Genomic DNA, 22,459 nt, shown 5'->3' with positions numbered 1-22,459 from the left:
CCGCTCGTCCTCCTGGTCAGTGTGTGTCGAAGATCGCCTGGTACGCTGCGACGGCTTTCTCGGTGGCAGCGCGTTCTTCCCGGGTCGGCTGCATGGGGTCGCCCGCAATCGGCAGCGAACCGAGTTTCATCAATGCAGCCATCAGTAGCATCCGCGCCTTCGTGGAGGTGAGATTGGAACCGGCTATGAAATGCGGATGCGGATCCGCGAAGCCTTCCGGGCTGCCGCGACCGACGCGAACGACCGGCAAGCCACGGAAGACGGCGCCGAGCAGCAAGGCCTGCCGCGACGTGGAGGTCATCGAGCCATAAGGCGTCAGACCCTCGATGACGAAGCCGCCGAGCCGCCCGAGCCGCAGTTTCCGGTCGATCGCAGCGACAAGATCGCTCTCGTCGGCGGGATCGGCGAAGAAGTCCTCCGAGGCATAGCTGCCGTCCTTGGAGATGGAGACCGACGGGATGGCGTTCTCAACGAGATTGCCATCTGCATCCTTGATTGGCAGATCGAAGAACTCGGATATTCCGTCCGTCGCCCTCACCGCCTGCACTGTATCGGGCAGTCGGCTGATATTCACGTCGGACATCCAGGTGTGGCGCGTCGCCGGCACGTATTGCACGATAGGCTTGTTCTGGTGTGTGACCGCGCCGAGAATGCCGCCGCCTCCCGTCGCCACGTAGCCGCCCGGTCGTGCGTCGACCTTCATCACCTCGCGCGCGGCGAAGACCTGCTGCTCCTGGATGACGACCACACCCACGCGGTTTCGGCCCTCGGCGTCCGCCCAGACGCGCGACGCGATGAACTGCACGGAATCGACGATGTTCTTCGGTCCGTCATTGCTGATCTGGCCGTGCGGACGCTGTGCGGCGTTGCCGCAGATCGGCAGTGTCGTGTCGATCAACAGGTTCATCCAGTAGGCGGTTTCCTCCACCTGCGGACTACCCTGGGTCCAGACCGCGCCGTCATAATCGCCGCTAGCCATGATCTCCTGGACCATGTTGGTGGTCCGCGCGAGGCTGGGGCGGACGGGCGCGGCGGCGAGGTGATAGGGCTTGTAGGGAAAGAAATCCCTGCCCTGTGTCTCCGGTGGAATATCGCCCGCGCCCTTGTCAGTGCGCTTTTCGGCAAGCAGCCCCTTGGTGTAGCCGCCGGGCGGCGTGATCCGGTAGAAGTCGACATCGGCCAGCGCGGAGATCGAGGCGGCAACCCCGCGGTCGCCGACGGAAAGCCTGTCGATCTCCTCGAAGCTGCGCGACCCGTCGGGAAAGAAACCCTGCCTGGCCTTGGCTGCGGGCGCGCCGGGGCTGGCGCATTCCTCCTCCCACGGCGAACCATCACTCTGCACTGCCATGTAGGGCAGCGGATAGAGACCATCCTCCGGCCCGATCCGGACTTCATAGACAGGCTTGTCCTCATCCGAGGTTCGCTGCTTGTTGAAGCGGCCCTCAGCGTCGATATAGCCGTCCGGCGGCCCGTAAAGCTCGGCCGCGTCCGATTCCAGCGGATGGGCGGAGAACTGCTCGACATAGACCGTCGCCGGAGCGGCCAGCCGTTGGGCGCGCAGAGCATCGAAGCGGTGCGGCGCGCCGGCGGTGTCGCTGAGGAGCGGCAGACCGAGCTTCTCACGCGCCTTGTTGGAGGTGACGAGCGGCGGCGTATTCTGGATCGTGGCGGTCGGACCGGCCAGATGCGCGATCCGGACTTTGCTGTTCATGATGGATCCTGTGGGGGCGTGAGATGTCCTGCCGGGCGACGTAACCGTCCGGCACGCTCGTGAACGGGCTTCTCAGGCCACTCCGGCCCGCACCGTCTGCGGCAGTTCGCCGACGCGAATGCAGCGCGCGACTTGATCCGGCCCGTTCGCGATCGGCGGCGGCACGGCGGCGATGCATTCCGGCAGCACGTATTTGCAGCGGGGCGAGAAGCTGCAGCCCGGCGGCAGGAAGCGGAGATCAGGCGGGCTGCCGGGGATCGTTTCGATCTCCGTGTTCTTCGCCTGCCCGTGGACGGTGGAGGCCAGCATTCCGCGCGTATAGGGATGCGCCGGGTTCATCAGCACGTCGCGGACCTTGCCGTATTCCACGATCCGCCCGGCGTACATGACGGCCACCTTGTCGGCGATCTGCGCCGCGACGCCGAGATCGTGGGTGACGAGGATTATCGCCATGCCGAATTCCTTCTGGAGCTTGCGGAGCAGGATCAACACCTGGATCTGCACCGTCGCGTCCAGCGCCGTTGTGGGCTCGTCGGCCAGTAACAGGCTCGGACGGCACGACAGCGCCACCGCGATCATCGCGCGCTGGCGGAGGCCGCCGGAGAGTTCGTGCGGAAACGCCTTGAGGCGCCGTTCGGGCGACGGCACCTTGACGAACTCCAGGAGCTCCAGCGCCCGCTTCATGGCGTCCGCCCGCGAGCACTTCTCGTGCCGCATCACGGTTTCCGCTATCTGGTCGCCGATCGAGTAGACGGGATCCAGCGCCGTCATCGGCTCCTGGAAGACCATGGAGACGGTTCGTCCCCGGATGGAGTTCATCTCGCGGTCGCTGAGGGACAGGATGTCGTGGTCCCCGACCCTCATGCTGCCGCTCATCACCGTGCGACGCTTCGGATGCAGCCGCATCAGCGAGCGCATGGTGACGGATTTGCCGGAGCCGGATTCGCCGATGATGCAGAGCACCTCGCCCGGCATCAGCTCGAACGACACACCGTTCACTGCTTTCACCGTCGCCTCGCGACTGACGAAGCTGACGCCGAGATCACGAACTTCCACCAGCGGACGACCGGCCGGCGGAACTAAGGTGGCGGCGGAGCCGAAGCTTTCCATCAGGGTCATGCGTGAATCCTCTGAACGGGGGCAGCTACAGGGGGAATTGACGGGCGCAGGATGGCGGGAGACTGATTGGCGCGGCTGTGGCCGGAGCCCTCATGCGCCATGTGGCAGGCGGCGAGGTGGTCCAGCGGGCTGCTCGATCGTCCGAGCGGCGGCGCGTTGGCGGCGCAGACCTCTTCGGCGAAGGGGCAACGCGTGCGGAAGCGGCAGCCCGATGGCGGATCGATGGGATTGGGCGGATCGCCGACGAGCGGCGCCGTTTCCACCCGTTCGTCCGGATCCATGCTGAGCCGCGAGTTCAGGAGCGCTCGCGTATAGGGATGCCTGGGGCTGTTGTAGATCTCGTCGACAGGACCGATCTCGACGATCTGGCCGAGATACATGACCAGGACGCGGTCGGAGATGTACTGCACGACATGCAGGTCGTGGGAGATGAACATATAGGTCAGGTTGAAGTGGCGCTTGAGATAGCCGAGGAGTTGCAGCACCTGCGCCTCGACGGATTTGTCCAGCGCCGAGACGGCCTCGTCGAGGATCAGCATGCGCGGGTTCAGCGCCAGAGCGCGGGCGATGTTGACGCGCTGTTTCTGCCCGCCCGAGAGTTCGTGCGGATAGCGCGCGCCGAACAGTTCCGGCCTCAGCCCCACCTTCTCCAGGAGATCACGGGCGATTGCCTTGGCCTCCGCGCGCTTGGCGCCGTGAACGCAAGGGCCGTAGGCGATGGATTCCTCGATGGGCAGGCGCGGGTTGAGAGAGGAATAGCTGTCCTGGAACACCATCTGCAGGTTTCGACGCAACTCGCGAAGGCTGATACCCGTCGGCTCCGCGACGGCGTCGCCGTCGAAGATGAGGTGGCCGGTGTCCTTCGGCATCAGATGCATCAGCAGCCTTGCCATGGTGGACTTGCCGCAGCCGGATTCACCCACGACGCCCAGCGTTTCTCCCTTCACGACGGAGAAGCTGATCCCGTCCACGGCCTTCACCTCGGCCACCTTGCGATTGAGCGGACCGGCATGGATCGGGAAGTACTTCCGCAGATCCTCCACGATCAGCATCGGCTGTGCCTTGCCACCCCGGTCGTTGGGATGGCCCGGCGGCACGGTCTGCAGGGGAGATTTCGCTTTTCGCATCGGTCTGCTCCTGGCTAGCCCTTGACGTCCATGGCCTGGCGGAGGCCGTCGCTGACGAGGTTGAAGGCAACGGAGGTGATGAGGATGGCGACGCCGGGCAGCGCACAGACCAGCGGCTGCACATAGATCGCCTGGCGCAGCGTGGAGAGCATCAGCCCCCAGTCGGGCGTGGGCGGCGGCACGCCGAGGCCGAGGAACGACAGGCCGGAGGCGAGCAGGATGCAGGCGGAAACCAGAGTGGAGGCATAAACCAGCACCGGCGAGATCGCGTTGATCAGCACGTGGCGAAACAGGATCGACGGCATCGAGGCGCCGCTAGCCCGTGCCGCGTCGACGAAATCCATGCCACGGATCTGGCTGGTCGCCGTTTCCGCCACCCGGCAGAGCGGCGGGATCATCACGACCGTGAGCGTCAGGAGCTGGTTCGGGATGCCGTTGCCGAGGCTGCCGGAGATCGCCACCGCCAGGAGCACCGAGGGAAACGCGAAGAACACGTCCATGGTGCGCATGATGATCGTGTTGGGTCGCCCTCCGAGATAGCCGGCGAGAACTCCGAGCAGACCGCCGATGGAGGTGGCAAGCACCACCGGCACGATCCCCATCGTCAGCGAGACGCGACCGCCGTAGAGCAGGCGGGAAAGCATGTCCCTGCCCTGCTCGTCCGTGCCCAGGATGAACTGCTTGTAGCCGATCGGCTTCAGCCGGTAGACCATGCTCGATTTGTAGGGATCGATCGGCGCCAGCAACGGTGCGAAGACGGCCGACAGGATGATCAGGGCGATCAGCGCCATGAAGAAGAGCGTGACGTAGTCGTAGCGCAGCTTCTGCCACACAGTCTGCCAGTAGCCCCGAACGCGCTGCTCTGGTGCTCTTTCGGGAACCGGTCCGGCGTCGAAGCCGGACCCAACGGTCATATCGGTCACAGCGGAAACTCCTTCCGGGTCGTCAGGCCCGCTTGATGCGGGGGTCCACGACGGTTTGCAGGAGGTCGACGACCAGGTTGATCGCCACGAAGGCCATTGCGAGGATCAGGATCGCGCCCTGGAGAAGCGGGATGTCGCGGGTCAGGATCGCCTTGTTCAGGAGGTATCCGGTGCCCGGCCAGGTGAAGATCGTCTCGATCAGGATCGAGCCGCCGAGGAGATAGCCGAGCTGCAGGCCCAGCATCGCCAGGATCTGCGGCATGGCGTTCCAGATCGCGTGCCGCATGATAGCGATCTCGCCCAGGCCCTTGGCCCGGAGCGTCTGCACGAAATCCTGCCCCAGCACCTCGGCCAGCGAGGAGCGCGTCGTCCGCATGATGATACTGAGCGGCGTGAGCGCCATGGTGACGACCGGCAGGATCGCGAACTTGGCCTGCTTCCACTCAAACAGGCTGAAGCTTTCCGATCCGCTCGTACCCATGCCGGTGGCGGGCAGCCAGTGCAGCTTCACCGCAAAGAGGATGACCAGCACCACGCCCAGCCAGAAGCTCGGCACGCTGATGCCCAGCACCGAGATACCGGTTGCAAGCCGGTCGACCCAGCTGCCCACCCGGTAGGCCGCGAGCATGCCGAGGACCAGCGCGATGGAGAAGGCGACCAGTACCGCGAGGATCGCGATCAGCAGCGTGTTGGAAAGCGCCCGGAGCACCTCGCCAGCGACAGGCTGGCTGTTCTGGATGGAGCGCCCGAGATTGCCGGTTAAGGCATGACCGAGCCAGATCAGGTACTGGATCGGGATCGGCCTATCCAGGCCGTAGCTGTGCTTCAGGAGCGCGATGTCCGAAGCGGTCGCATTGGGGGGAAGCAGGCTGGCAATGGGATCGCCGGGGGCGATGTAGACCAGCGCGAAGCAGATGATGGTGACGCCGAGCGCGATCGGGATGGTCAGCACGATGCGCCGCGCAGCATAGAACCACATGAAAACCTCCGGACCTGGTTTGTCGGGCAGTTTCTTCGGGGCGGCTTCCGCTTACCGGCTTTCAAATCTGGTTGCCGCTCGACGGGCGACTGGTTCGCCCTGATGAAGCAGGGCGGCATCAAGGCCGCCCTGCCGCTTCGCCTATTGGACGACCTGGATCGGCGTCAGATCCTGGAACCAGCTCTGCGCCTGTACGAAGCCCTTGAGCTTCGGCGAGAGCGCACGCGGGTTGAGGTCGTGAACGATGAAGATGTCGAACGCGTCCTTGACCGCGATCTCGTGCATCTTGGCGATGATCTTGTTGCGCTCGGCCTCGTCGAAGGTGGCCAGCGCCTGCTCGCCCAGCTTGTCGATCTCGGGGTTGGAGTACTTGCCCCAGTTGGAGCCGTGCGGGCTCATGTAGCGGGTCATCGTCGTCTTCAGCAGGCCCTGGTTCGCGTCGATCGGCGCGAGGCTGAAGTTCATGCCGTCATACTGCGGGAACTTGTCGGGCCCGCCGATGAAGACGTCGATCAGCGAATTCCAGTCGATCGGCACAAGCGTAACCTGGAAGCCGACCGCCTCCAGCTGCTCCTTGACGAGTTCGTTCATAGGCAACGGCTGCATCTGGCCGGAACCCGAAGTGGAGATGGCGATCGTCATCTTGCAGGGCGAGCAGCCGGCCTGCTTCAGGAGTTCCTTGGCTTTCTCAGGATCGTACTCGTACTTCATCGGATTGCCGTAATAAGGCTGGCTCTCGATGAAGACGCCGTAGCCGGGCGTGGCATAGCCGCCGAGCAGCTCGATGAAGTCGTCACGGTTGATGGCGTAGTTTGCCGCCTGGCGGACGCGGAGATCGTTGAAGGGCGGCCGGTCCAGCCGGATCTGGTAGTTCCAGTTATGCGGATACGGCACCTTGGTGATTGTCATGCCCGCGCTTTGCAGTTGCGGGATGGTGTCGGGCGACGGCGCCTCGACGAAATCCACCTGACCGGAAAGCAGGGCTGCCGCGCGGGTCGCCGCTTCCGGCATGGGGATCAGAACCAGCCGGTCGTGCTTCGGCACGCGATCCTTGTTCCAGTAATCGGCGTTCTTCACGAGCTCGATCCGCTCGTGCGGCGTCACCTTGTCGAACTTATAGGGTCCCGTTCCCGCAGGTGCGGCGGCGTAGGCCGTGTAGTCGTAATTCGCCTTCTGCACCGCGCAGGGGGAGACCTGAAAGAAGGTCGACATCTCGTACGGCAGGTAGGAGTCGACGATCTTGGTGTAGATCGCGATGTGACTGTCGTCGATTTTCTGGGCGTGATCCACGTTGTCCATGAAGCCCCGCGACATGGAAAACTGCTTCGGGTTGAATTGCTTGGAATCCTTGCTGTTCACCCGATCGAAATTCCAGACGGCGGCATCCGCGTTCCACGCGCAGCCGTCATGAAACTTCACCCCCTCCCTGAGGTCGAAGATCCATTTCTTGTGGTCCCCCGGATCGACATGCCATGCCGTCGCCAGCGCCGGAACGATGTCGGCCGCCTTGTCGGAGCTGGAAAGGTCCCAGTTCGTCAGTCCGTCATAAAGCGTGTAGCCGAGGAAACGGTATCCTTCGTAGCCCTGGTCAGGAACACCCGTCCAATCCGGAATATCGGCTGCGGTCATCGCAACCCGGACCACAGTCTCCGCTCTGGCCTGAACAGAGCTCATCACGCTGACGAGTGTCGCGGCAGTCAACAGAACCGCCGGTATCCGCTTCATTCCAAATAAACGACGCATATAGAGGTCTCCGGATGCCAGGGAATGCAAGTTCCTCGTGAACGGAGACAACATGATCACGCCGCAGGAAAACGGAACGCAAGTGCGGTTTTCGAATCACCTCTCAAACCAGAAGCAGAAGCCCAACATCTAGGCAGTTTATCAAAGATTGCCTTCCGCCTCCGCCGCGATTTCTTCTGGATTTTCGGCGAGGTCATGCTGGCGGGCATGAGCGCCTGCGCCCTCCCCAACATCGGTGCGGCAATTTTTTGCTGCTATTGAGGAATCTTTCGGCACGCACAGTTTGTGATCTCCTCCTACGCTTCGGTTCGTTCGCAATATTCATCCACCAGGAGCGTGGCCATGGACTCCGAACGAACCCCTCTTTCCGACAGCGATCTGGACGTGATCTTCCGTGCGTCCGAACTGATGATCCCCGACGACCTGAAAGCCGGCGTTTACGCTGCCGCCCGTGACCTCAAGCAGGTGACCCAACTGCTGCGGCAGCCGCGAACGGCGGCCAGCGAACCCTCCAACATCTTCAGCCTGATCAGGAGGAGCTGATATGGCGGCGACCAAGCCTCTTCACGAACTCTCCATCGCCGAAGCCGGTGCTGCGCTGCGGGCGGGCGACGTCACCTCGAAAGAGCTGACCGAGCATGCGCTTTCCCGCATCGCCGACCTCGATCCGGTGCTTCATGCCTTCGTGCTCGTTACGGGAGAACGGGCGTTGGACGATGCCGGGCGGGCGGATTCCGAACTTGGACAGGGCATCGACAAGGGGCCGATGCACGGCATTCCCTACGGCTTGAAGGACATCTACGACACCGCAGGCATCCGCACGACCGGGCATTCCAAGCTGCTGATCGAGAATATCCCCGCCTCCGATTCCGTGGTGGCAGGGAAGCTCAAGGCGGGTGGTGGCGTGCTTCTCGGCAAGCTCGGAACCTTCGAGTTCGCGATCGGTGGCCCGAGCCACGATTTGCCCTTTCCCCCGGCGAAGAACCCCTGGAACGTCGAGCATTTCACCGGCGGCTCTTCCTCCGGCTCCGGCTCGGCGGTCGCGGCCGGCATGTGCCGGATGGCGATGGGCTCGGACACCGGCGGCTCCATCCGCGGCCCGGCATTTTATTGCGGCACGGTCGGCATCAAGCCCACTTACGGGCGCGTCTCCCGCCGTGGCGTGTTCCCGCTGTCCTATACGCTCGACCATTGCGGGCCGCTCACTTGGTCCGTGGAGGATGCCGCGCTCACGATGCAGGTCATCGCCGGCTACGATCCGCTGGATCCGGCCAGCGCCGACGTGCCCGTGCCGGATTTCACGACCGGACTGGGGCAGGACCTGAAGGGCCTCCGCATCGCATTTCCCCGCAGCTTTTACGTCAACGCGCCGGAAGCGACGGCGGAAGTCGTGGCATCGATCGACGCGGCCGTGCAGACGATCGCCCAACTCGGCGCTGATGTCGTGGAGATCGACCTCCCCGCCTTCGACCTCTTCAATGCCTGCGGCCGCGTGATCCTGACGGCGGAAGCCTATGCGATCCACGAGAAGGACCTGAAGACGCGGCCGCTCGACTATGGCCGCTATACCTATCAGCGCTTCGCGCCGGGCGCGGTGCTGTCGGCGGCCGATCTCGTGCAGGCCTTCCGGCTGCGCAAGGAGCTGACGGCCGTGGTCAACGACCAGATCCTCGGGACGCACGACGCCATCATCACCGCGACCGGCCTCGCCACGGCCGCGCGTTTCGATTCCTTCGGACGCGACGCCACGCGATGGGCGGGCATGCAGACGATTCCCTTCAACGTCACCGGCAATCCAGCCATGGCGCTCCCGACGGGTCTCTCGCCCGCAAGCGGCCTGCCGCTGGGCATGCAGATCGTCGGTCGCCCATTCGACGAACCGACGGTCTTCCGCATCGGCGCCGCCTATGAGGCCGCGGCGAAAGCGATCCCGGCCCATCCCCGGCTGGACATGAAGCTGGCCAGTTAGGCGCAACTCGCCTGCGCAAACGATCCAGGAGGAATCACCTTGGAAAGTCCCGAACTGCACTACCGGCAACTCACCGATGTCGCGATCGACATCAAGGCCCACCGTCTCTCGCCGGTCGAAGTCACGCAGGCCATCCTGGCACGAATCGAGAAGCTTGAGCCGGAACTCCAGTCCTACACGACCGTGACGGCGGACCTCGCCCTTGAGCAGGCGAGGGAAGCAGAGGCCGAGATCATGCAGGGGCGCTACCGCAGCCCGCTGCACGGGATACCCATCGCCGTGAAGGACCTCTGCTATACCAAGGGCATCCCGACCAGCGCAGGCATGGCGATCAACCGCAACTGGGTGCCGGATTACGACGCGACCGTCGTGAAGCGCCTGCGCGATTCCGGTGCGATCATCCTGGGCAAGCTGCACATGACGGAGGGCGCGACGCTGGAGCACCATCCGGAGATGCCGCCCCCGCGCAATCCCTGGAATTCCGACCTTTGGACTGGCGTTTCCTCCTCCGGCTCCGGCGTCGCGACGGCGGCCGGCCTCTGCTACGCCAGTCTCGGCTCCGACACCGGCGGCTCGATCCGCTTTCCATCCGCCTGCAACGCGCTGACCGGGGTGAAGCCCACCTGGGGCCGCGTCAGCCGCTACGGCGTCTTCGACCTCGGCGCTTCCTACGACACGGTCGGCCCGATGACGCGCTCTGCGGCCGACTCCGCGACCGTCCTTCGCGCTATCGCCGGTTACGACGAAAACGACCCGACCAGCCTCTCCGATCCGGTCCCGGATTATCTCGGCGATCTCCAGGGCGTCTATGGCGCCCGCGCGCTGACGATCGGCGTCGACTGGGGCTTCAACAGCGAGGACGCCGATCCCGCGATGATCGCGCAGATCGAAGCGGCCGCGGCGATCTTCGCGGAGCTTGGCGCGGAGTTGCGCGATGTCGAGTTCCCCGATCCCGGTCTCGTGCTCGACCCCTCCATGAACCTGATCGGCGTCGAACTGGCCGTGGCGCACGAGGGGAGCTATCCGGGCCAGGCGGAGCGATACGGTCCGGCTATCGCCAAGATGATCGAAAGCGGGCGCAATGCCGACCCGGTGCAGCTCGGCCGGGCGATGATCGAGCGCGACAAATTCCGCGGCCGGATGGCGCGGCTCTTCACCAAGGTCGATGCAGTGATCATTCCAGTCTTCATGCGGGGCTCGCCGACATGGTCGGAAGTGGCCGACCTGGTCGAGAACGATATGCGCGCTCTGATGAAGTTCACTTCGCCGATCAACGCCTCGCGCAATCCCACGGTTACCCTGCCCTGCGGCTTCACGCCGGACGGCAATCCCGTGGCGTTCCAGCTCGTCGGTGCACATTGCTCGGAAGGCGTCCTGCTACGCGCCGCGCACGCCTACCAGCAGATGACAGACTGGCACACGCGCCGCCCGCCATTGGCCTGAGCCGGCCTGGCCCTGAGAAAACAGGAGGGGAGCGGCCAAACCGCTCCCCTCTTTCGTCAAGCCGCCGAGGATTGCAGCAGGCGATTGTTCTCGACCACGGCGACCACCTCGTCCGTGGTCATAACGTCGGCGAAGATCGCCTTCATGTTACTCAGCGTCGCATTGTGTTCCGCGTCGGTAATGGCGGCGTTCCCGTCCGCCACGAAGATGATCTTGTAGTTCATCTGCATGGCGTCGCGGGCCGTGGATTCGCAGCAGCAATTCGTCAGCGTGCCCGTGATGATCAGCGTGTCGATTCCCCGTTTACGCAGGAGGTCGTGCAGGTCGCAGGTGCCGGGGATCATGCCGCTGAAGCGCGTCTTGTTGACGATGAGATCGTCGGCCTGCACGTCCAGTTCCGGCCAGAGCTCGAAGTGGTGCGCACCCTCCGTGAAGGCCTCCTTCATCATCGCGAACTGGTCTGGCTGCGAATAATCGGAATAGAAGGCGGTCCAGGTCAGCTTCTCCCCGGGATCATAGGTGTAGCGCAGGAAGACGTTGAGCCCGCCGGCCTCGCGCACTGCCTCGCAGATGCGGTTCACGTTGCCGACGATCTCTCGCGCCGTCGGCACCTCCACGGGAGCACCCTCCTCCATGAAACCGTTCTGGAGGTCCACGATCACATGCGCGGTGCGCGCCAGGTCGATCTTGTCCAGGAAGTGCGGCTGCGATCCGCGGATCCTCTTCGAGCGCTCGATGATCTCGGCCGGTATCTCGATCTTGTGCATGCTCTTCTCCCTTCCGGAACGGATGGCTGATCAGGCAATCTCAAGCGCCGGCGTGGCCGCCGGCACGAGTTCGGGATGACGGGTGTGCCAGTCGGTGGCCCCCTGGAAGGCGTGCCCGGCGCGGAGCAGCAGGTCCTCGGCCAGGTGACGGCCGACAAGCTGGAAGCCGACAGGCAGGCCGCCGGGATCGAACCCGCCCTGCAGCGTGACCGTCGGGCTGCCGCTCATGTTGAACGGCCCGGTGAAGCGGCCGAGCCTGCCGACATCCTCGGCCATGATCGCGGGCAGGTCGGCGGCCTTCGGCGTCATCATCGGGATCACCGGGGCGATCAGGAGATCGACATCCTCGAACACCTTCTTCAGCGCCCCGCAGAAGTTCATTCGCTCCAGCGTGAGCTTGCCGTAATCGAACGTCGTCAGCTTGCGGCCGTGATCGATCAGCCCCTTAAGGATCGGCCCATAGGCGGATTCCTGTGCCGGATAGGTCGCCTCGTGAGCGATTGCGGTTTCCAGCGAGCAGGCGCTCTTCCAGCCGGAAACGACCGCCTCGTGTTCGGGGAACCTGACGGGCACGAAGCGCACGCCGAGCGAGGACAGCGCGTCCATGGCATCCCGAACGACCCTCTGCACCGCCGGATCGACGCCGCCAAAGACGTATTCCTCATCGATGCCGACCCGAATGCCCCGGATCGGCGCATTCAGGCCGCCGAGATAATCCGGGACGGGCGCCGCGAGGCTCGTTGGATCGCCGGGATCCTCGCCGGCAATGACGCCGAGGATGACCGCCGCGTCCGCCGCCGTGCGGGTCATCGGGCCGATATGGTCGAGCGACTCCGCCAAGGGGAAGACGCCATGGCGGCTGACCCGGCCGAAGGTCGGCTTTACGCCGGTCAGGCCGCAGGCTGTCGAGGGCAGCCGGATCGAACCGCCGGTATCGGAGCCGAGACTGGCGTAGCAGAGACCGGCCGCCGTCGCCGCACCCGAGCCGCTGGAGGATGCGCCCGTCCAGTATTCCGGATGCCAGGGATTGAGCGGCGTTTTCATCTGCGGGTGGTGCCCGCCAAAGGCGCCTTCCGTCATGGTCAGCTTGCCCAGGATGATCGCGCCCGCCCGCTCCAGCCGATCCACGACGGTGGCGTTGAAGGGCGGCACGAAATCGCGGTGGATGTGCATGCCCGCCGACGTCGGGGCATAGGTCGTATAGCAGAGATCCTTGACCGCGATCGGCACCCCGTGGAGTGGCCCCTTCCAGAAGCCGCGGCGGATATCCGCCTCCGCCTCGCACGCCTTCGTCATTGCGCGTTCTCCAAGCACAGTCGTGTAGCTCTTGAGGTTGCCGTCGAGATCCTCGATCCGGTCCAGAAGAACCGACGTAACCTCGACAGGTGAAACCTCACCGAGCCGGATCTTCTCCGAAATGTCGGTCAGTGTTGAAAACGGAATTGCAGACGTTCGCATCGCATCCCCCACCGCAGTGCTTGGATTGTCTTCGCTGTCCGGATGCAATTATGGGACGGCGACAGGGCAAAGCGGCAAGATCAAATGTACGGCAGGGAAGCGCGAATTCCGGGCATCTCCTGCTATGCGCACGGACTATGTCCCTTATCGGCATCATCTGATTAACTTTGAGGCGTACGAACCGCCCTCGGGTGCTTGCGAAAGCCACGGGCGGCATAGAGGGACCGGCGACGCCGATGAGCGTTGCCATTGGAACCGGCTACATGATGAGGGAGCCCAAAGAGCTTAACGGCCCTGTTCGCGGCGCATGAGGCAAATGAAACAGGGAGCGCCGAGCAGCGTCACGACAAGGCCGGCGGGAAGTTCGTTGGGGAAGAGCACCATGCGGCCGACCCAGTCGGCGATGACCAGCAGGAGCGCGCCGAGCAACGCGGCGCCAAGCATCTGCAGAGCCAGGTGCCGCAGTCCCGGCATATCCGCCAGATGCGGTGCCATCAAACCGATGAAGCTCATGGGACCGACGATCAGCGTGCCGTCGGCAGTCAGCAGAGCCGCCAGAAGAAGCACGCTCATCTGGCTGCCCCGAAGCCCCACGCCGAGCGCGGTTGTGGTCGCCACACCCGGCGGAAACAGCGGCTCCGCAATGTTGCTAGATTGGAGCTTTTCCAAGCTCGAAACGCCCGGAAGAACTTCCGTCCGACACCTTGGCAGTGATTGTCCGATCTCTGATAACATTGCTGGCTGAGAGCTGGTGATCTTCGAAGCGGCCGTCCAGGTTGGGCGTGAACTTCAGGCCGGACCGGCAGTCTCAGTCGAGCTTGGATCTGGCTCTTTCCGCGATCATTTGGGCGATCGGCAACGCCGCCGTCGCGGCGGGTGACGGGGCGTTGCAGACGTGGAGCATGCGGGGGCTCTGCAGGAACAGGAAATCGTGCACGAGCGTGCCGTTCCGCATCACCGCCTGCGCCCGGATGCCGGCCTCGCGGGGCAGCAGATCGTCGAGTTCGAGGCTCGGGCAGTATTTACGGCATTCCGCCAGATAGCTTGCCTTCGAGAGCGAGTTCCGACCCTCCGTCAGGGCCGACCGCCAATGCCTGGCGATCACCTTCCAGAACCCGGGGAACCGAAGATAATCCGCGACGTCTCCGACCGACACGGACAGGCGGCCATATCCTTCGCGCGCCAGTCCCAGTACCGCGTTCGGACCGACCGTGAGGCCGCCGTCGATCATCGGCGTCAGGTGAATGCCGAGAAACGGCATGGCCGGGTCCGGCACCGGATAGATCATGTGCTGGACGATGCCGCGCCTGGCAGGCGCCACGTCGTAATATTCCCCCCGGAACGGCACGATCTGGTGCTCGATCGGCAAGCCGGCCAGCCGGGCGAGCCGGTCCGATTGCAGACCGGCGCAGGCGACCAGCTGCCGCGCCCGCCACTGCCGTGAGCCCGCCTCGACCACCACCTCGCCGGACGTTTCGGTGATGGCGTCCACGTTGATGCCGAGCATGATCGTGCCGCCCAGTTCACGCAGCCTGTTCCCAAGCACGTCGCAGATGCGCCGGTAATCGACGATGCCGGACGCCTTCACCCGGAGCGCGCCTACCCCGATGATATCGGGTTCGCGGGCCGTGAGTTCCGTCGCGTCGAGATACTCGACGTCGATCCCGTTCTCCTTCGCGTTCGCCTGCAGGGCACGCAGGCGGACATGCTCGTCTGCATTGGTCGCGACGACGAGCTTGCCCGGCGTCTTGAACGGAATGCCATGCTCCCGGCAGAAGGCCTTCGTGGCTTCGGCACCCCGCCGGCAGAGATCCGCCTTCAGACTGCCCGGCTTGTAGTAGATCCCGGCATGGATGACGCCGCTGTTGTGCCCGGTCTGGTGCAGGCCGAGCCGGGTTTCCTTTTCCAGGAGCAGCACCTGCCGCCCGGGTTGCGAGGTCGCGAGTTCGACGGCGGTGGCAAGGCCGACGATGCCGCCGCCGATGACGATATGCTCATAGGTCATGGGAGGATGCGGTTCCCTTCGCTGGGTTTCCGTCTTCTCCGGGAGACCGCGTGACTTCCGCCCATCGCCATGCCGACCTCACGCCAGCGGGAGAAGCGGCGAATCCACCGGAATGTCCGGGAAGGCGCCATTGTTGACGATGGCGACATCGAGCCGGTCGCCGTGCTTCTGCCACTGCCCGGCAACCACCGGCGTCGGCGAGATGTTCTTGAGCTGCGGCCCCGGCCATTTCACCGGCCCCACGATCGTCTTCAGGTTGGTCCCGTTGATCGCCTTCAGGATCGATTCCGGATCGGTCACGTCCTCCGTCCGCTTGAGGACGTCGATCACCACCTCGAAGAGCGCGTGCTTGAACGGGGTCGGCGCCGTCCAGTGCCGGCCGGTCTGCGCCTCGTAGGCCGATACCAGCTGGTGGCCGTTCATGCCGGTCAGGCTGGAGACGTAGGGATAGCTCGGCGACCACCAGAGTTCGCAGGTGACGTTCAGCGCCCGCTCGCCCAGAGCGGCCACGTCGGTCGGGAACAGGAATGCCTTGCCCAGCGTGACGATCTTCGGCTTGAAACCCTGCTGGGCGCACTGCGTCCAGAAGGTCGCGAAATCGGGTGTGAACAGGTTGCCCGTCACGATCTCGACGCCGGCCTTCTTGAACATCGTGATCTGCGGCGTGAAGTCGTTGCCGAAGGCCGGGAACATGCCGGGATCGACGGTCTTGAAGCCGGCCTTCTGGATGGTCGGGATGAAGGCGTTATGCCAGCTCACGTCGTCCTGGGCGGTGTTGAACAGGATGCCGACGACCTTGTTGGTGTCCTGTGTCTTCCAAAGGCCCGTGAAGGCCGCCAGCACGTCATCGAGACCCCAGAAGAAGTGGTAGGTGTAGTCGAAGCCGGTCTTGGGATCGCCGTTGCGGCCGTAGAAATAGGATTCCCACGGATTGTCCGTGGTGATGCACGGCACTTCGTTGAGCTCGGCCTGGTTGGCCACGGGGTTGGTGTCGATCGAACCGCTCGATCCCGTGATGATGTTGACCTTGTCCTTGAGGATCAGGTCGGACGCCACCTCGGCCGTCCGCGACTGGTCGGTCTGCGAATCCTTGGTGATGATGTCGACCTGATAGGTCTTGCCGCCGATCTGCAGGCCGTCCTTCAGGTACTTGCGGATCCCGTCCAGCACGAAGGCCTGCGAATCCGCAAAGCCCGCCATCGGCCCGGTCTGCGGGCTGACATGGCCGATCTTGATCACCGGCGTGGCCGCCCGGAGGATGGCGGGCCGAAAAACCCCCGCTGCGGCGATCGCAGCCGCGCCTCCCTTCAGAACGGTGCGCCGCGTCGCGTCGCCGAGAAGCGGTGTACGGACACCTTTGTCGCTGTCGCTGGTCATTTCAGTTCCTCCCATGGTTGCCTGTCGGAGCCGTTGTTCGCTCTCGTTCGGCCGAAACCGTTCATTCTTCGCCGGCCGGTGCCGCGATCATGCCGCAAGGTCCACATCCGAGCGGCCACGGAGATCCACCTGCCGGACAAGGTTGCGCATTTCGCCGATCCCCTCCCCGCGCGTGACCATCACATCGCCATCCCTGAGGAAGACCGGGGGCTTGCGCGACTGGCCGACGCCGCTGGGCGTTCCCGTCAGCACGACGTCTCCGGCGCGCACCGTCATGCCGAAGGAGAGTTCGGCGATGAGTTCGGGAATGGAGAAGGCCATCTGGGCCGTGGTCGCATCCTGCATCGTCTCGCCATTGAGGATGCACTGGAGGCGGAGGGCTTGCGGATCGATCTCGTCGGCGGTGACGAGCATGGGGCCGAGCGGCATGGTGCCGTCGATGCTCTTGCCCTTGTTCCACTGGCCGCCGTGCCGGCGTTGCAGGTCGCGTTGGGATACGTCGTTGGCCAGGCAATAACCGAAGACATGCGCGAAGGCTTCGCCTGCGGGAATCGAGCGTGCCGTCCTGCCGAAGACCAGCGCCAGCTCCGCCTCGTAATCCCAGGTCTCGGAGAAGCTGGGGTCGATGGCAACCGGGTCGTAAGGGCCGACGACCGTGTCGGGGCTCTTGTTGAAGAAGGTCGGCGCCTTGGGACGATCCTGCGTCGGCCGCTCCGCGCGGCCTTCCTCGAAGTGATCCCAGTAGTTCCAGCCGGTGCAGAGCACGTCGCGCCGGAACCGGGTGATCGGCGCGACCAGCTCCGCGCCCTCCAGCGCGATGCGGGAAACCGTCCGGCTTTCCATCGCGCCCCTTGCCACGTCGAGGGCCTCGGGACCGCCTTCGATCAGGCTTACGAGATCGGGGAACCGGTCCGACAGGTCGACGATCTCCTCCCCGGCAACGATGCCCGGAACGATGCGGCCGGCGGAGCGAAGGCTGACGAACTTCACAGGTTTTCTCCCAGCGTTTCTTCGACGGGCAGCCGCCTGGCCGGCCGACGCACATCCCCGAACAGGTCGCTTTCCAGCGCTTCGCAGAGACGTTCGAACTCGTCCCGGTCGGCCGCGATCCCGAACACGTACTTGTCCGGCCGAACCAGCACCGCGCGCGCATCCGCCGCCGCGATCCAGCGGCGCAAGGACCCGACGTCATCGAAAACGACGCCCTGCTGCCTGCTCTCTACCGGGTCGTCGTCCCCGGCGAGTTGCAGCCGGACCGCCCCGAGCCGATCGAGAACGGGATGATCCCAGCCACCGGCTTCCGCCGTCGCGGGGCCGACGGTCACCAGAAGGAAGCGTTCGGCGGCGAGATCGTCGAGAAGCACCGGGCGTCCCGTCCCGTCCCGCACCCTGGGCTGCGGAAACAGCGTCCCGGCCATTGGGGCTGGGCGACCGTCTGGCCCATTGGCGATGATGCCGGATGTCAGGTCGGGGATAAGCTTCTGGCGCACCGTGATGGCGCGCCCGCTATCCAGGGCATCCCCGAGTTCCCGGTCGCGCCGGCGAGCGGCCTCGACGTCCAGCTCGCCGATGATCTCGCCCAGTTGCTTGGTGGTTTCCACCAATTGCCGGATATGTGGCTTCCGCTCCGTCTCGTAGGTGTCGAGGATCGCTTCCGGCAGGTGCCCGCGAATGACGTTGCTCAGCTTCCAACCGAGATTGGCCGCGTCACGCACGCCGGAACACAGGCCCTGCGCCATGAAGGGCGGCATCTGGTGCGCCGCGTCGCCGGCGAGGAAAACGCGGCCCTTCTTCCAGTGATGCGCCACAAGGGCGTGGAACCGGTAGGTGGCGACACGCCAGATATCCAGCGCCTCCGGGTCGACGAAGGGCTTCAGCCGCGCCTTCACCTTTTCCGGATCGTCGAAATCCTGCGGCGTCTCGCCGGGCATCAGCTTGAGCTCCCAGCGGCGCAGGTTCTTCGGCCCGACGACATAGGTCGTGGGAGCCTCCGGAAGGCAGAACTGGGTGGTTCGCCGGGGCAGCGGCGTGTCGCGCAGAAGCCACGCGTCGATCACCGTCCACCATTCGTCGAAATCGAGACTGTCCTGCGTGATCCCGAGCTGCTTGCGCGTCGGGCTCGTCGCTCCGTCGCAAGCCACGAGATAACGCCCCGTCACGGTTTCGCCTGCGCCCTCCCCCTGCCCCTTCAGGCTGACGCGGACACCGGAGCCGTCCTGCTCAACGCCATGGGCCCGCGTGCTGAGCCGCACCTCCACGTTGGGAAACCTCCTGGCGCCGTCGCGGATGATCGGCTCGAACTCCGGCTGGATAAACATCAGGTTCGGCGACCAGTGCAGCGGATACGGTGCCGTGATGGGCTCGAAGCGCTTGATGACGCGGTTGCCGAGGCCGATGAAGTCCGTGCCGGGATGCGGCAGCGTCAGCGGTTCTATCGCATCGGCAAGGCCGACCGACTGAAGCACGCGCATGACCTCGTGGTCGATGTTGATGGCGCGCGGCTTGTCGTAGATGTCGGCCATCTGGTCGACGGCGAGCACGGAAAGACCGTCGCGGCCGAGCTGGTTGGCGAGAATGGCCCCGACCGGACCATAGCCCAGGATGACCACGTCATACATTGGAGCCGCCCCTGTGCGGCCCATGGCGGAGGAAGCGATGTTCGTCATGCCGCGGCCTCCGTGGTGGCCGTATCGAACATAAGCACCGCCTTGACCGTCTCTCCCGACAGGCTGTCCGCAATCGCCTTGTTGATCTGCGAAAACGGATAGCGCGTAACGATCTCACCGATGGGGAACGCACCGGAGACGATCGCCTCCGCCATGCGGGGAATGAAGTCCTGCGGATCGCTGTCGCCCAGGATGATGCCGCGAAATGTCCGCCCGCCCGTCATCATGTGCTCCACGTCCAGCGTGACCTCGGTTCCCGCCGGAATGCCGCCGACGAAGCCGCAGACGCCTCGCCGGGCAAGGATTTCGGTCGCCTGCCGCAGCAGGGCCATGTTGGCGGTGGTCTCGAACGTGTAATCCACGCCGGCGGCCGAGATGCGCCGCATCGCGTCGGGCACGCTCTCATGATCCGTGTTCACGGTGTGGGTCGCGCCGAGACGCCGGGCCAAGGCGAGGCGCTCGTCGCTGCGGTCGATCGCGACGATCGTTCCCGCGCCGAGCATCTTCGCCGCCATCAGCGCGCAGAGCCCGACCGAACCGGTGCCGAAGATGGCAATCGACTGGCCGGCTGCGAGACCCAGCGAGTTGATGACGCCCCCGGCCCCCGTCTGCACCGCGCAGCCGAGCGGGCAGAGAAGATCGAGCGGCGCCTCGGGCGGAACCTTGATGACGCTCCGCTCGGAGCAAACGGTTCGCGTGGCGAAGGAGGATTGCGCCTGGAAGAAGCTGACCGGCTGGCCGTGCTGGTGCAGCGGCGTGGTGCCGTCCCCGCGCGTGCCGTGGAAATTGTATTCGTTGAAATGCTCGCAATAGCTCGGGCGATGGTCCGCGCAGGCGGGGCACGCTCCACAGGAGCCGAAGCTCAGCACGACATGGTCGCCGGGCGCGACACGGGTGACCGCGGAGCCGACCTGCTCCACCACGCCGGCCCCCTCATGACCGAGAACGGCCGGATGCGGAATCGGGTAGATCTTGTGATCCCGCATCGCCATGTCGGTGTGGCAGATCCCCGTCGCCACCAGCCGGACCAGCACCTCGTCCGCCCGTGGCGCGTCCAGCTCCACCGCTTCCAGCGACATCGGCGCAGAAACAGCACGGGCCAGTGCAGCCGTGATGCGCATCGCGTTTCGCTCCCTCAACTCAGGTCAGCGGCCTTGTTATAGATCGATTATCATCCGCTATTTGGAAAATGATCGATTATTATTGCATTGTCCAGACCCTTGTGGCTTGCTGCCGAGGTCGGTGGAAACAAGGCCGGCAGACGGACATATCAGCGGAACCGGGCATGGATCTGAAGCTGCAGGGACGATCGGCTATTGTATGCGGTTCCAGCCGCGGGCTCGGGAAGGCCTGCGCCGAGGCGCTGGCCCGCGAAGGGGTGACGGTGCTGATCACCGGCCGGAACGAAGCGGATGTCGTGCGGACGGTGGCGGAGATCAACGGCTTCGCGCCGGGCTCGGCGACCGGGCTCGCGTGCGACGTCACCTCGCCCGAAGGGCGGCACGCGCTGGTCGAGGCCAATCCCGATCCCGATATCCTGGTCAACAACAGCGCCGGCCCGTCGCCGCGTCAGTTTCTCGACACGCAGGACGAGGACTGGCCCGTCGCGCTCGAGAAGAACATGATCGCGCCGCTGCTGCTGACCAAGGCCGTGCTGCCCGGCATGATCGGGCGCCGGTTCGGCCGCATCATCAACATCACCTCCGCGATGGTGACGACGCCGCGCCCGCATATGAGCCTTTCATCCGCACCGCGCGCCGGCCTCACGGCGGCCATGAAGGCCATCTCGCTGGACGTGGCGCGCTACAACGTTACGATCAACAACATGCTGCCCGAGCGCATCGATACCGATCGCCAGATCTTCATGGCGAAGGCGCAGGCCCAGCGGGAAAACATCACCTTCGAGGCGGCGCGTGAAAAGCAGGTGCAAAGCATCGCTGCCCGCCGCCTCGGCCGCCCCGAGGAGTTCGGCGCCACCTGCGCCTTCCTGTGCAGCGATCTCGCGGGCTTCATGTCCGGTCAAAACCTCCATCTCGATGGCGGTTCCTATCCCTCCCTGGTTTGAGGCAACGCAACCATGGCGCTCCGCCCTCCCGTACTGAACCCGCCCTTCAACATCACCCGTGCGAGCCACGTCGTGCTGACGGTTGCCGATCTCGCCGCCAGCCGCCTGTTCTACGAAGAAGTGCTCGGTCTCGTGGTGACGCTGCAGACGGACGACGCGCTCTATCTGCGCGGCGTCGAGGAGGCCTGTCACCACAGTCTCGTCCTGCGGCAGTCAAAGGACGCGCCGTGTTGCGCGCGGATCGGCCTGCGCGTCCGCACCGAGGATGACCTCCGCATTGCCCGGGACTATTTCGCCGGGCACGGCTGCGCCGCCGAGTGGGCGGAGGTGCCCTATCAAGGCCTGACCCTGCACGTCACCGACCCCTTCGGCAACCGCATGGAATATTGCGCGCACATGCCGGTGGAGCCGCGCCAGATCACCCGCTTTCACCATCATCGCGGCGGGTCGGCGCTCCGCATCGACCATTACCAGCTCCTGACGCCGAACCTGCGGGGGGCGCTGGATTTCTACATGGATCTGGGCTTCCTGCTGACCGAATATGTCGGGCCGGACGATGAGCAGATCCGCGCCGTCTTCCTGCAGCGCAAGGGCAACCCGCACGACCTCGTCTTCTTCAACGGCGACGGGCCTCGGCTGCATCACTTCGCCTACATGGTGCCGGAGACGCAGCATCTCTTGCGCGCCTGTGACATCGCCGGCGAACTCGGCTTTGGCCGGCAGGTGGAACGCGGCCCCGGCCGGCACGGTCCCGGCCATGCGCTCTTCGTCTATTTCCGCGATCCGGACGGGCACCGGGTGGAGCTGTTCAACACCCATTACCAGGTTCTGGACCTTGAGCTGGAGCCGGTTCGCTGGGATCCGGCCGATCCCGCCGTCTCGTTCCCCTGGGGCTATCCCGCCCGCGGTCGCTGGTTCGAGCAGGCGACCCCCTTCGAGGATACGCCCGTGCGCGAAACGGCGGTCCGGCCGACCCCGATGACGCTGGAGAAATATCTGGCCGAGGAAGCCTGAGCCCCGGCCACTATCCATCCTTAAGACGAAAGGGGCGGGGCAGATCATGCCCCGCCCCTTTCGTTTAGCCCCCGCTCCGCCGCGGCCGCACCG

Annotated in this window: 20 protein-coding genes; 6 read left to right on the top strand and 14 right to left on the bottom strand. The window is 64.9% G+C overall.

Going from position 1 to position 22,459, the window contains the following annotated elements:
- Window positions 1-16: 16 nt before the first annotated feature.
- The 6 genes from BMY25_RS05860 to BMY25_RS05835 form a co-directional block, all read right to left on the bottom strand.
- A complete protein-coding gene (locus BMY25_RS05860) occupies window positions 17-1,711 on the bottom strand; it encodes an asparaginase domain-containing protein (RefSeq protein WP_092495700.1) in 1,695 nt (564 codons plus the stop codon).
- Window positions 1,712-1,783: 72 nt separating this feature from the next.
- Window positions 1,784-2,830 (bottom strand): ABC transporter ATP-binding protein, encoded by a 1,047-nt coding sequence (locus BMY25_RS05855; RefSeq protein ID WP_238858179.1) that lies wholly within the window; start codon window positions 2,828-2,830, stop codon window positions 1,784-1,786.
- A complete protein-coding gene (locus tag BMY25_RS05850; RefSeq protein ID WP_092495699.1) occupies window positions 2,827-3,957 on the bottom strand; it encodes an ABC transporter ATP-binding protein in 1,131 nt (376 codons plus the stop codon). The genes BMY25_RS05855 and BMY25_RS05850 overlap by 4 nt, the downstream gene beginning before the upstream one ends.
- A gap of 14 nt (window positions 3,958-3,971) precedes the next feature.
- The gene (locus tag BMY25_RS05845) at window positions 3,972-4,871 is read right to left on the bottom strand and encodes an ABC transporter permease (protein WP_092495698.1); all 900 of its coding nucleotides are present in this window, start codon (window positions 4,869-4,871) and stop codon (window positions 3,972-3,974) included.
- 31 nt (window positions 4,872-4,902) lie between these two features.
- Window positions 4,903-5,859, bottom strand: a complete 957-nt coding sequence (locus BMY25_RS05840; protein ID WP_092495697.1) for an ABC transporter permease — start codon at window positions 5,857-5,859, stop codon at window positions 4,903-4,905.
- A 141-nt stretch (window positions 5,860-6,000) separates the two neighbouring features.
- Entirely contained in the window at window positions 6,001-7,488 is a 1,488-nt protein-coding gene (locus BMY25_RS05835) for an ABC transporter substrate-binding protein (protein WP_238858178.1), read from the bottom strand.
- A gap of 138 nt (window positions 7,489-7,626) precedes the next feature.
- Between BMY25_RS05835 and BMY25_RS20375 the strand changes: the two genes are divergently transcribed.
- From BMY25_RS20375 to BMY25_RS05820, 4 genes are all read left to right on the top strand, one after another.
- Window positions 7,627-7,863, top strand: coding sequence for a hypothetical protein (locus tag BMY25_RS20375; RefSeq protein ID WP_143061889.1), 237 nt, complete (start codon window positions 7,627-7,629; stop codon window positions 7,861-7,863).
- An 81-nt stretch (window positions 7,864-7,944) separates the two neighbouring features.
- Window positions 7,945-8,145: a hypothetical protein gene (locus BMY25_RS05830; protein ID WP_092495696.1), complete on the top strand. Its 201-nt coding sequence runs from the start codon at window positions 7,945-7,947 to the stop codon at window positions 8,143-8,145.
- Between the two features lies 1 nt (window position 8,146).
- Window positions 8,147-9,571 (top strand): amidase, encoded by a 1,425-nt coding sequence (locus tag BMY25_RS05825; RefSeq protein WP_092495695.1) that lies wholly within the window; start codon window positions 8,147-8,149, stop codon window positions 9,569-9,571.
- A 39-nt stretch (window positions 9,572-9,610) separates the two neighbouring features.
- Entirely contained in the window at window positions 9,611-11,014 is a 1,404-nt protein-coding gene (locus tag BMY25_RS05820; protein ID WP_092495694.1) for an amidase, read from the top strand.
- Window positions 11,015-11,070: 56 nt separating this feature from the next.
- Here the strand turns inward: BMY25_RS05820 and BMY25_RS05815 are convergent, their stop codons facing one another.
- The 8 genes from BMY25_RS05815 to BMY25_RS05780 form a co-directional block, all read right to left on the bottom strand.
- Window positions 11,071-11,781 carry a cysteine hydrolase family protein gene (locus tag BMY25_RS05815; protein WP_092495693.1) on the bottom strand — a complete coding sequence of 237 codons (711 nt, stop codon included), beginning with the start codon at window positions 11,779-11,781 and terminating at the stop codon, window positions 11,071-11,073.
- 30 nt (window positions 11,782-11,811) lie between these two features.
- Window positions 11,812-13,239 carry an amidase gene (locus tag BMY25_RS05810; protein ID WP_092495692.1) on the bottom strand — a complete coding sequence of 476 codons (1,428 nt, stop codon included), beginning with the start codon at window positions 13,237-13,239 and terminating at the stop codon, window positions 11,812-11,814.
- Between the two features lie 285 nt (window positions 13,240-13,524).
- Window positions 13,525-13,974 (bottom strand): iron chelate uptake ABC transporter family permease subunit, encoded by a 450-nt coding sequence (locus BMY25_RS21305; RefSeq protein ID WP_092495691.1) that lies wholly within the window; start codon window positions 13,972-13,974, stop codon window positions 13,525-13,527.
- A gap of 73 nt (window positions 13,975-14,047) precedes the next feature.
- Entirely contained in the window at window positions 14,048-15,244 is a 1,197-nt protein-coding gene (gene lhgO, locus BMY25_RS05800; protein WP_092495690.1) for an L-2-hydroxyglutarate oxidase, read from the bottom strand.
- Window positions 15,245-15,322: 78 nt separating this feature from the next.
- Complete coding sequence (locus tag BMY25_RS05795; RefSeq protein WP_092495689.1) at window positions 15,323-16,621, bottom strand: ABC transporter substrate-binding protein; 1,299 nt, start codon at window positions 16,619-16,621, stop codon at window positions 15,323-15,325.
- A gap of 87 nt (window positions 16,622-16,708) precedes the next feature.
- Entirely contained in the window at window positions 16,709-17,611 is a 903-nt protein-coding gene (locus BMY25_RS05790; RefSeq protein ID WP_092495688.1) for a fumarylacetoacetate hydrolase family protein, read from the bottom strand.
- On the bottom strand, window positions 17,608-19,287 hold the full coding sequence (mhpA, locus tag BMY25_RS05785) for a bifunctional 3-(3-hydroxy-phenyl)propionate/3-hydroxycinnamic acid hydroxylase MhpA (protein WP_092495687.1): 1,680 nt from the start codon (window positions 19,285-19,287) through the stop codon (window positions 17,608-17,610). Before mhpA ends, BMY25_RS05790 begins: the two co-directional genes overlap by 4 nt.
- Entirely contained in the window at window positions 19,284-20,408 is a 1,125-nt protein-coding gene (locus BMY25_RS05780) for an NAD(P)-dependent alcohol dehydrogenase (protein ID WP_092495686.1), read from the bottom strand. The genes mhpA and BMY25_RS05780 overlap by 4 nt, the downstream gene beginning before the upstream one ends.
- A gap of 164 nt (window positions 20,409-20,572) precedes the next feature.
- On the opposite strand from BMY25_RS05780, the gene BMY25_RS05775 reads away from it, so the two are divergent.
- A complete protein-coding gene (locus BMY25_RS05775; RefSeq protein WP_092495685.1) occupies window positions 20,573-21,352 on the top strand; it encodes an SDR family oxidoreductase in 780 nt (259 codons plus the stop codon).
- Window positions 21,353-21,364: 12 nt separating this feature from the next.
- A complete protein-coding gene (locus tag BMY25_RS05770; RefSeq protein WP_092495684.1) occupies window positions 21,365-22,366 on the top strand; it encodes a VOC family protein in 1,002 nt (333 codons plus the stop codon).
- Window positions 22,367-22,459 lie beyond the last annotated feature (93 nt).

The organism is Faunimonas pinastri (genome assembly GCF_900110915.1).
Taxonomy (GTDB): Bacteria; Pseudomonadota; Alphaproteobacteria; order Rhizobiales; family Afifellaceae; genus Faunimonas; species Faunimonas pinastri.
Note: the sequence above shows the minus strand (reverse complement) of the source record. Positions and strands in the feature narration are given on the sequence as shown.

Bases quoted from the DNA above. Each gene is read 5' to 3' on its own strand.
- BMY25_RS05860 (WP_092495700.1), bottom strand. From the start codon at position 1,711: ATGAACAGCAAAGTCCGGATCGCGCATCTGGCCGGTCCGACCGCCACG.
- BMY25_RS05855 (WP_238858179.1), bottom strand. From the start codon at position 2,830: ATGACCCTGATGGAAAGCTTCGGCTCCGCCGCCACCTTAGTTCCGCCG.
- BMY25_RS05850 (WP_092495699.1), bottom strand. From the start codon at position 3,957: ATGCGAAAAGCGAAATCTCCCCTGCAGACCGTGCCGCCGGGCCATCCC.
- BMY25_RS05845 (WP_092495698.1), bottom strand. From the start codon at position 4,871: ATGACCGTTGGGTCCGGCTTCGACGCCGGACCGGTTCCCGAAAGAGCA.
- BMY25_RS05840 (WP_092495697.1), bottom strand. From the start codon at position 5,859: ATGTGGTTCTATGCTGCGCGGCGCATCGTGCTGACCATCCCGATCGCG.
- BMY25_RS05835 (WP_238858178.1), bottom strand. From the start codon at position 7,488: ATGACCGCAGCCGATATTCCGGATTGGACGGGTGTTCCTGACCAGGGC.
- BMY25_RS20375 (WP_143061889.1), top strand. From the start codon at position 7,627: ATGCAAGTTCCTCGTGAACGGAGACAACATGATCACGCCGCAGGAAAA.
- BMY25_RS05830 (WP_092495696.1), top strand. From the start codon at position 7,945: ATGGACTCCGAACGAACCCCTCTTTCCGACAGCGATCTGGACGTGATC.
- BMY25_RS05825 (WP_092495695.1), top strand. From the start codon at position 8,147: ATGGCGGCGACCAAGCCTCTTCACGAACTCTCCATCGCCGAAGCCGGT.
- BMY25_RS05815 (WP_092495693.1), bottom strand. From the start codon at position 11,781: ATGCACAAGATCGAGATACCGGCCGAGATCATCGAGCGCTCGAAGAGG.
- BMY25_RS05810 (WP_092495692.1), bottom strand. From the start codon at position 13,239: ATGCGAACGTCTGCAATTCCGTTTTCAACACTGACCGACATTTCGGAG.
- BMY25_RS21305 (WP_092495691.1), bottom strand. From the start codon at position 13,974: ATGTTATCAGAGATCGGACAATCACTGCCAAGGTGTCGGACGGAAGTT.
- lhgO (WP_092495690.1), bottom strand. From the start codon at position 15,244: ATGACCTATGAGCATATCGTCATCGGCGGCGGCATCGTCGGCCTTGCC.
- BMY25_RS05795 (WP_092495689.1), bottom strand. From the start codon at position 16,621: ATGACCAGCGACAGCGACAAAGGTGTCCGTACACCGCTTCTCGGCGAC.
- mhpA (WP_092495687.1), bottom strand. From the start codon at position 19,287: ATGACGAACATCGCTTCCTCCGCCATGGGCCGCACAGGGGCGGCTCCA.
- BMY25_RS05780 (WP_092495686.1), bottom strand. From the start codon at position 20,408: ATGCGCATCACGGCTGCACTGGCCCGTGCTGTTTCTGCGCCGATGTCG.
- BMY25_RS05775 (WP_092495685.1), top strand. From the start codon at position 20,573: ATGGATCTGAAGCTGCAGGGACGATCGGCTATTGTATGCGGTTCCAGC.
- BMY25_RS05770 (WP_092495684.1), top strand. From the start codon at position 21,365: ATGGCGCTCCGCCCTCCCGTACTGAACCCGCCCTTCAACATCACCCGT.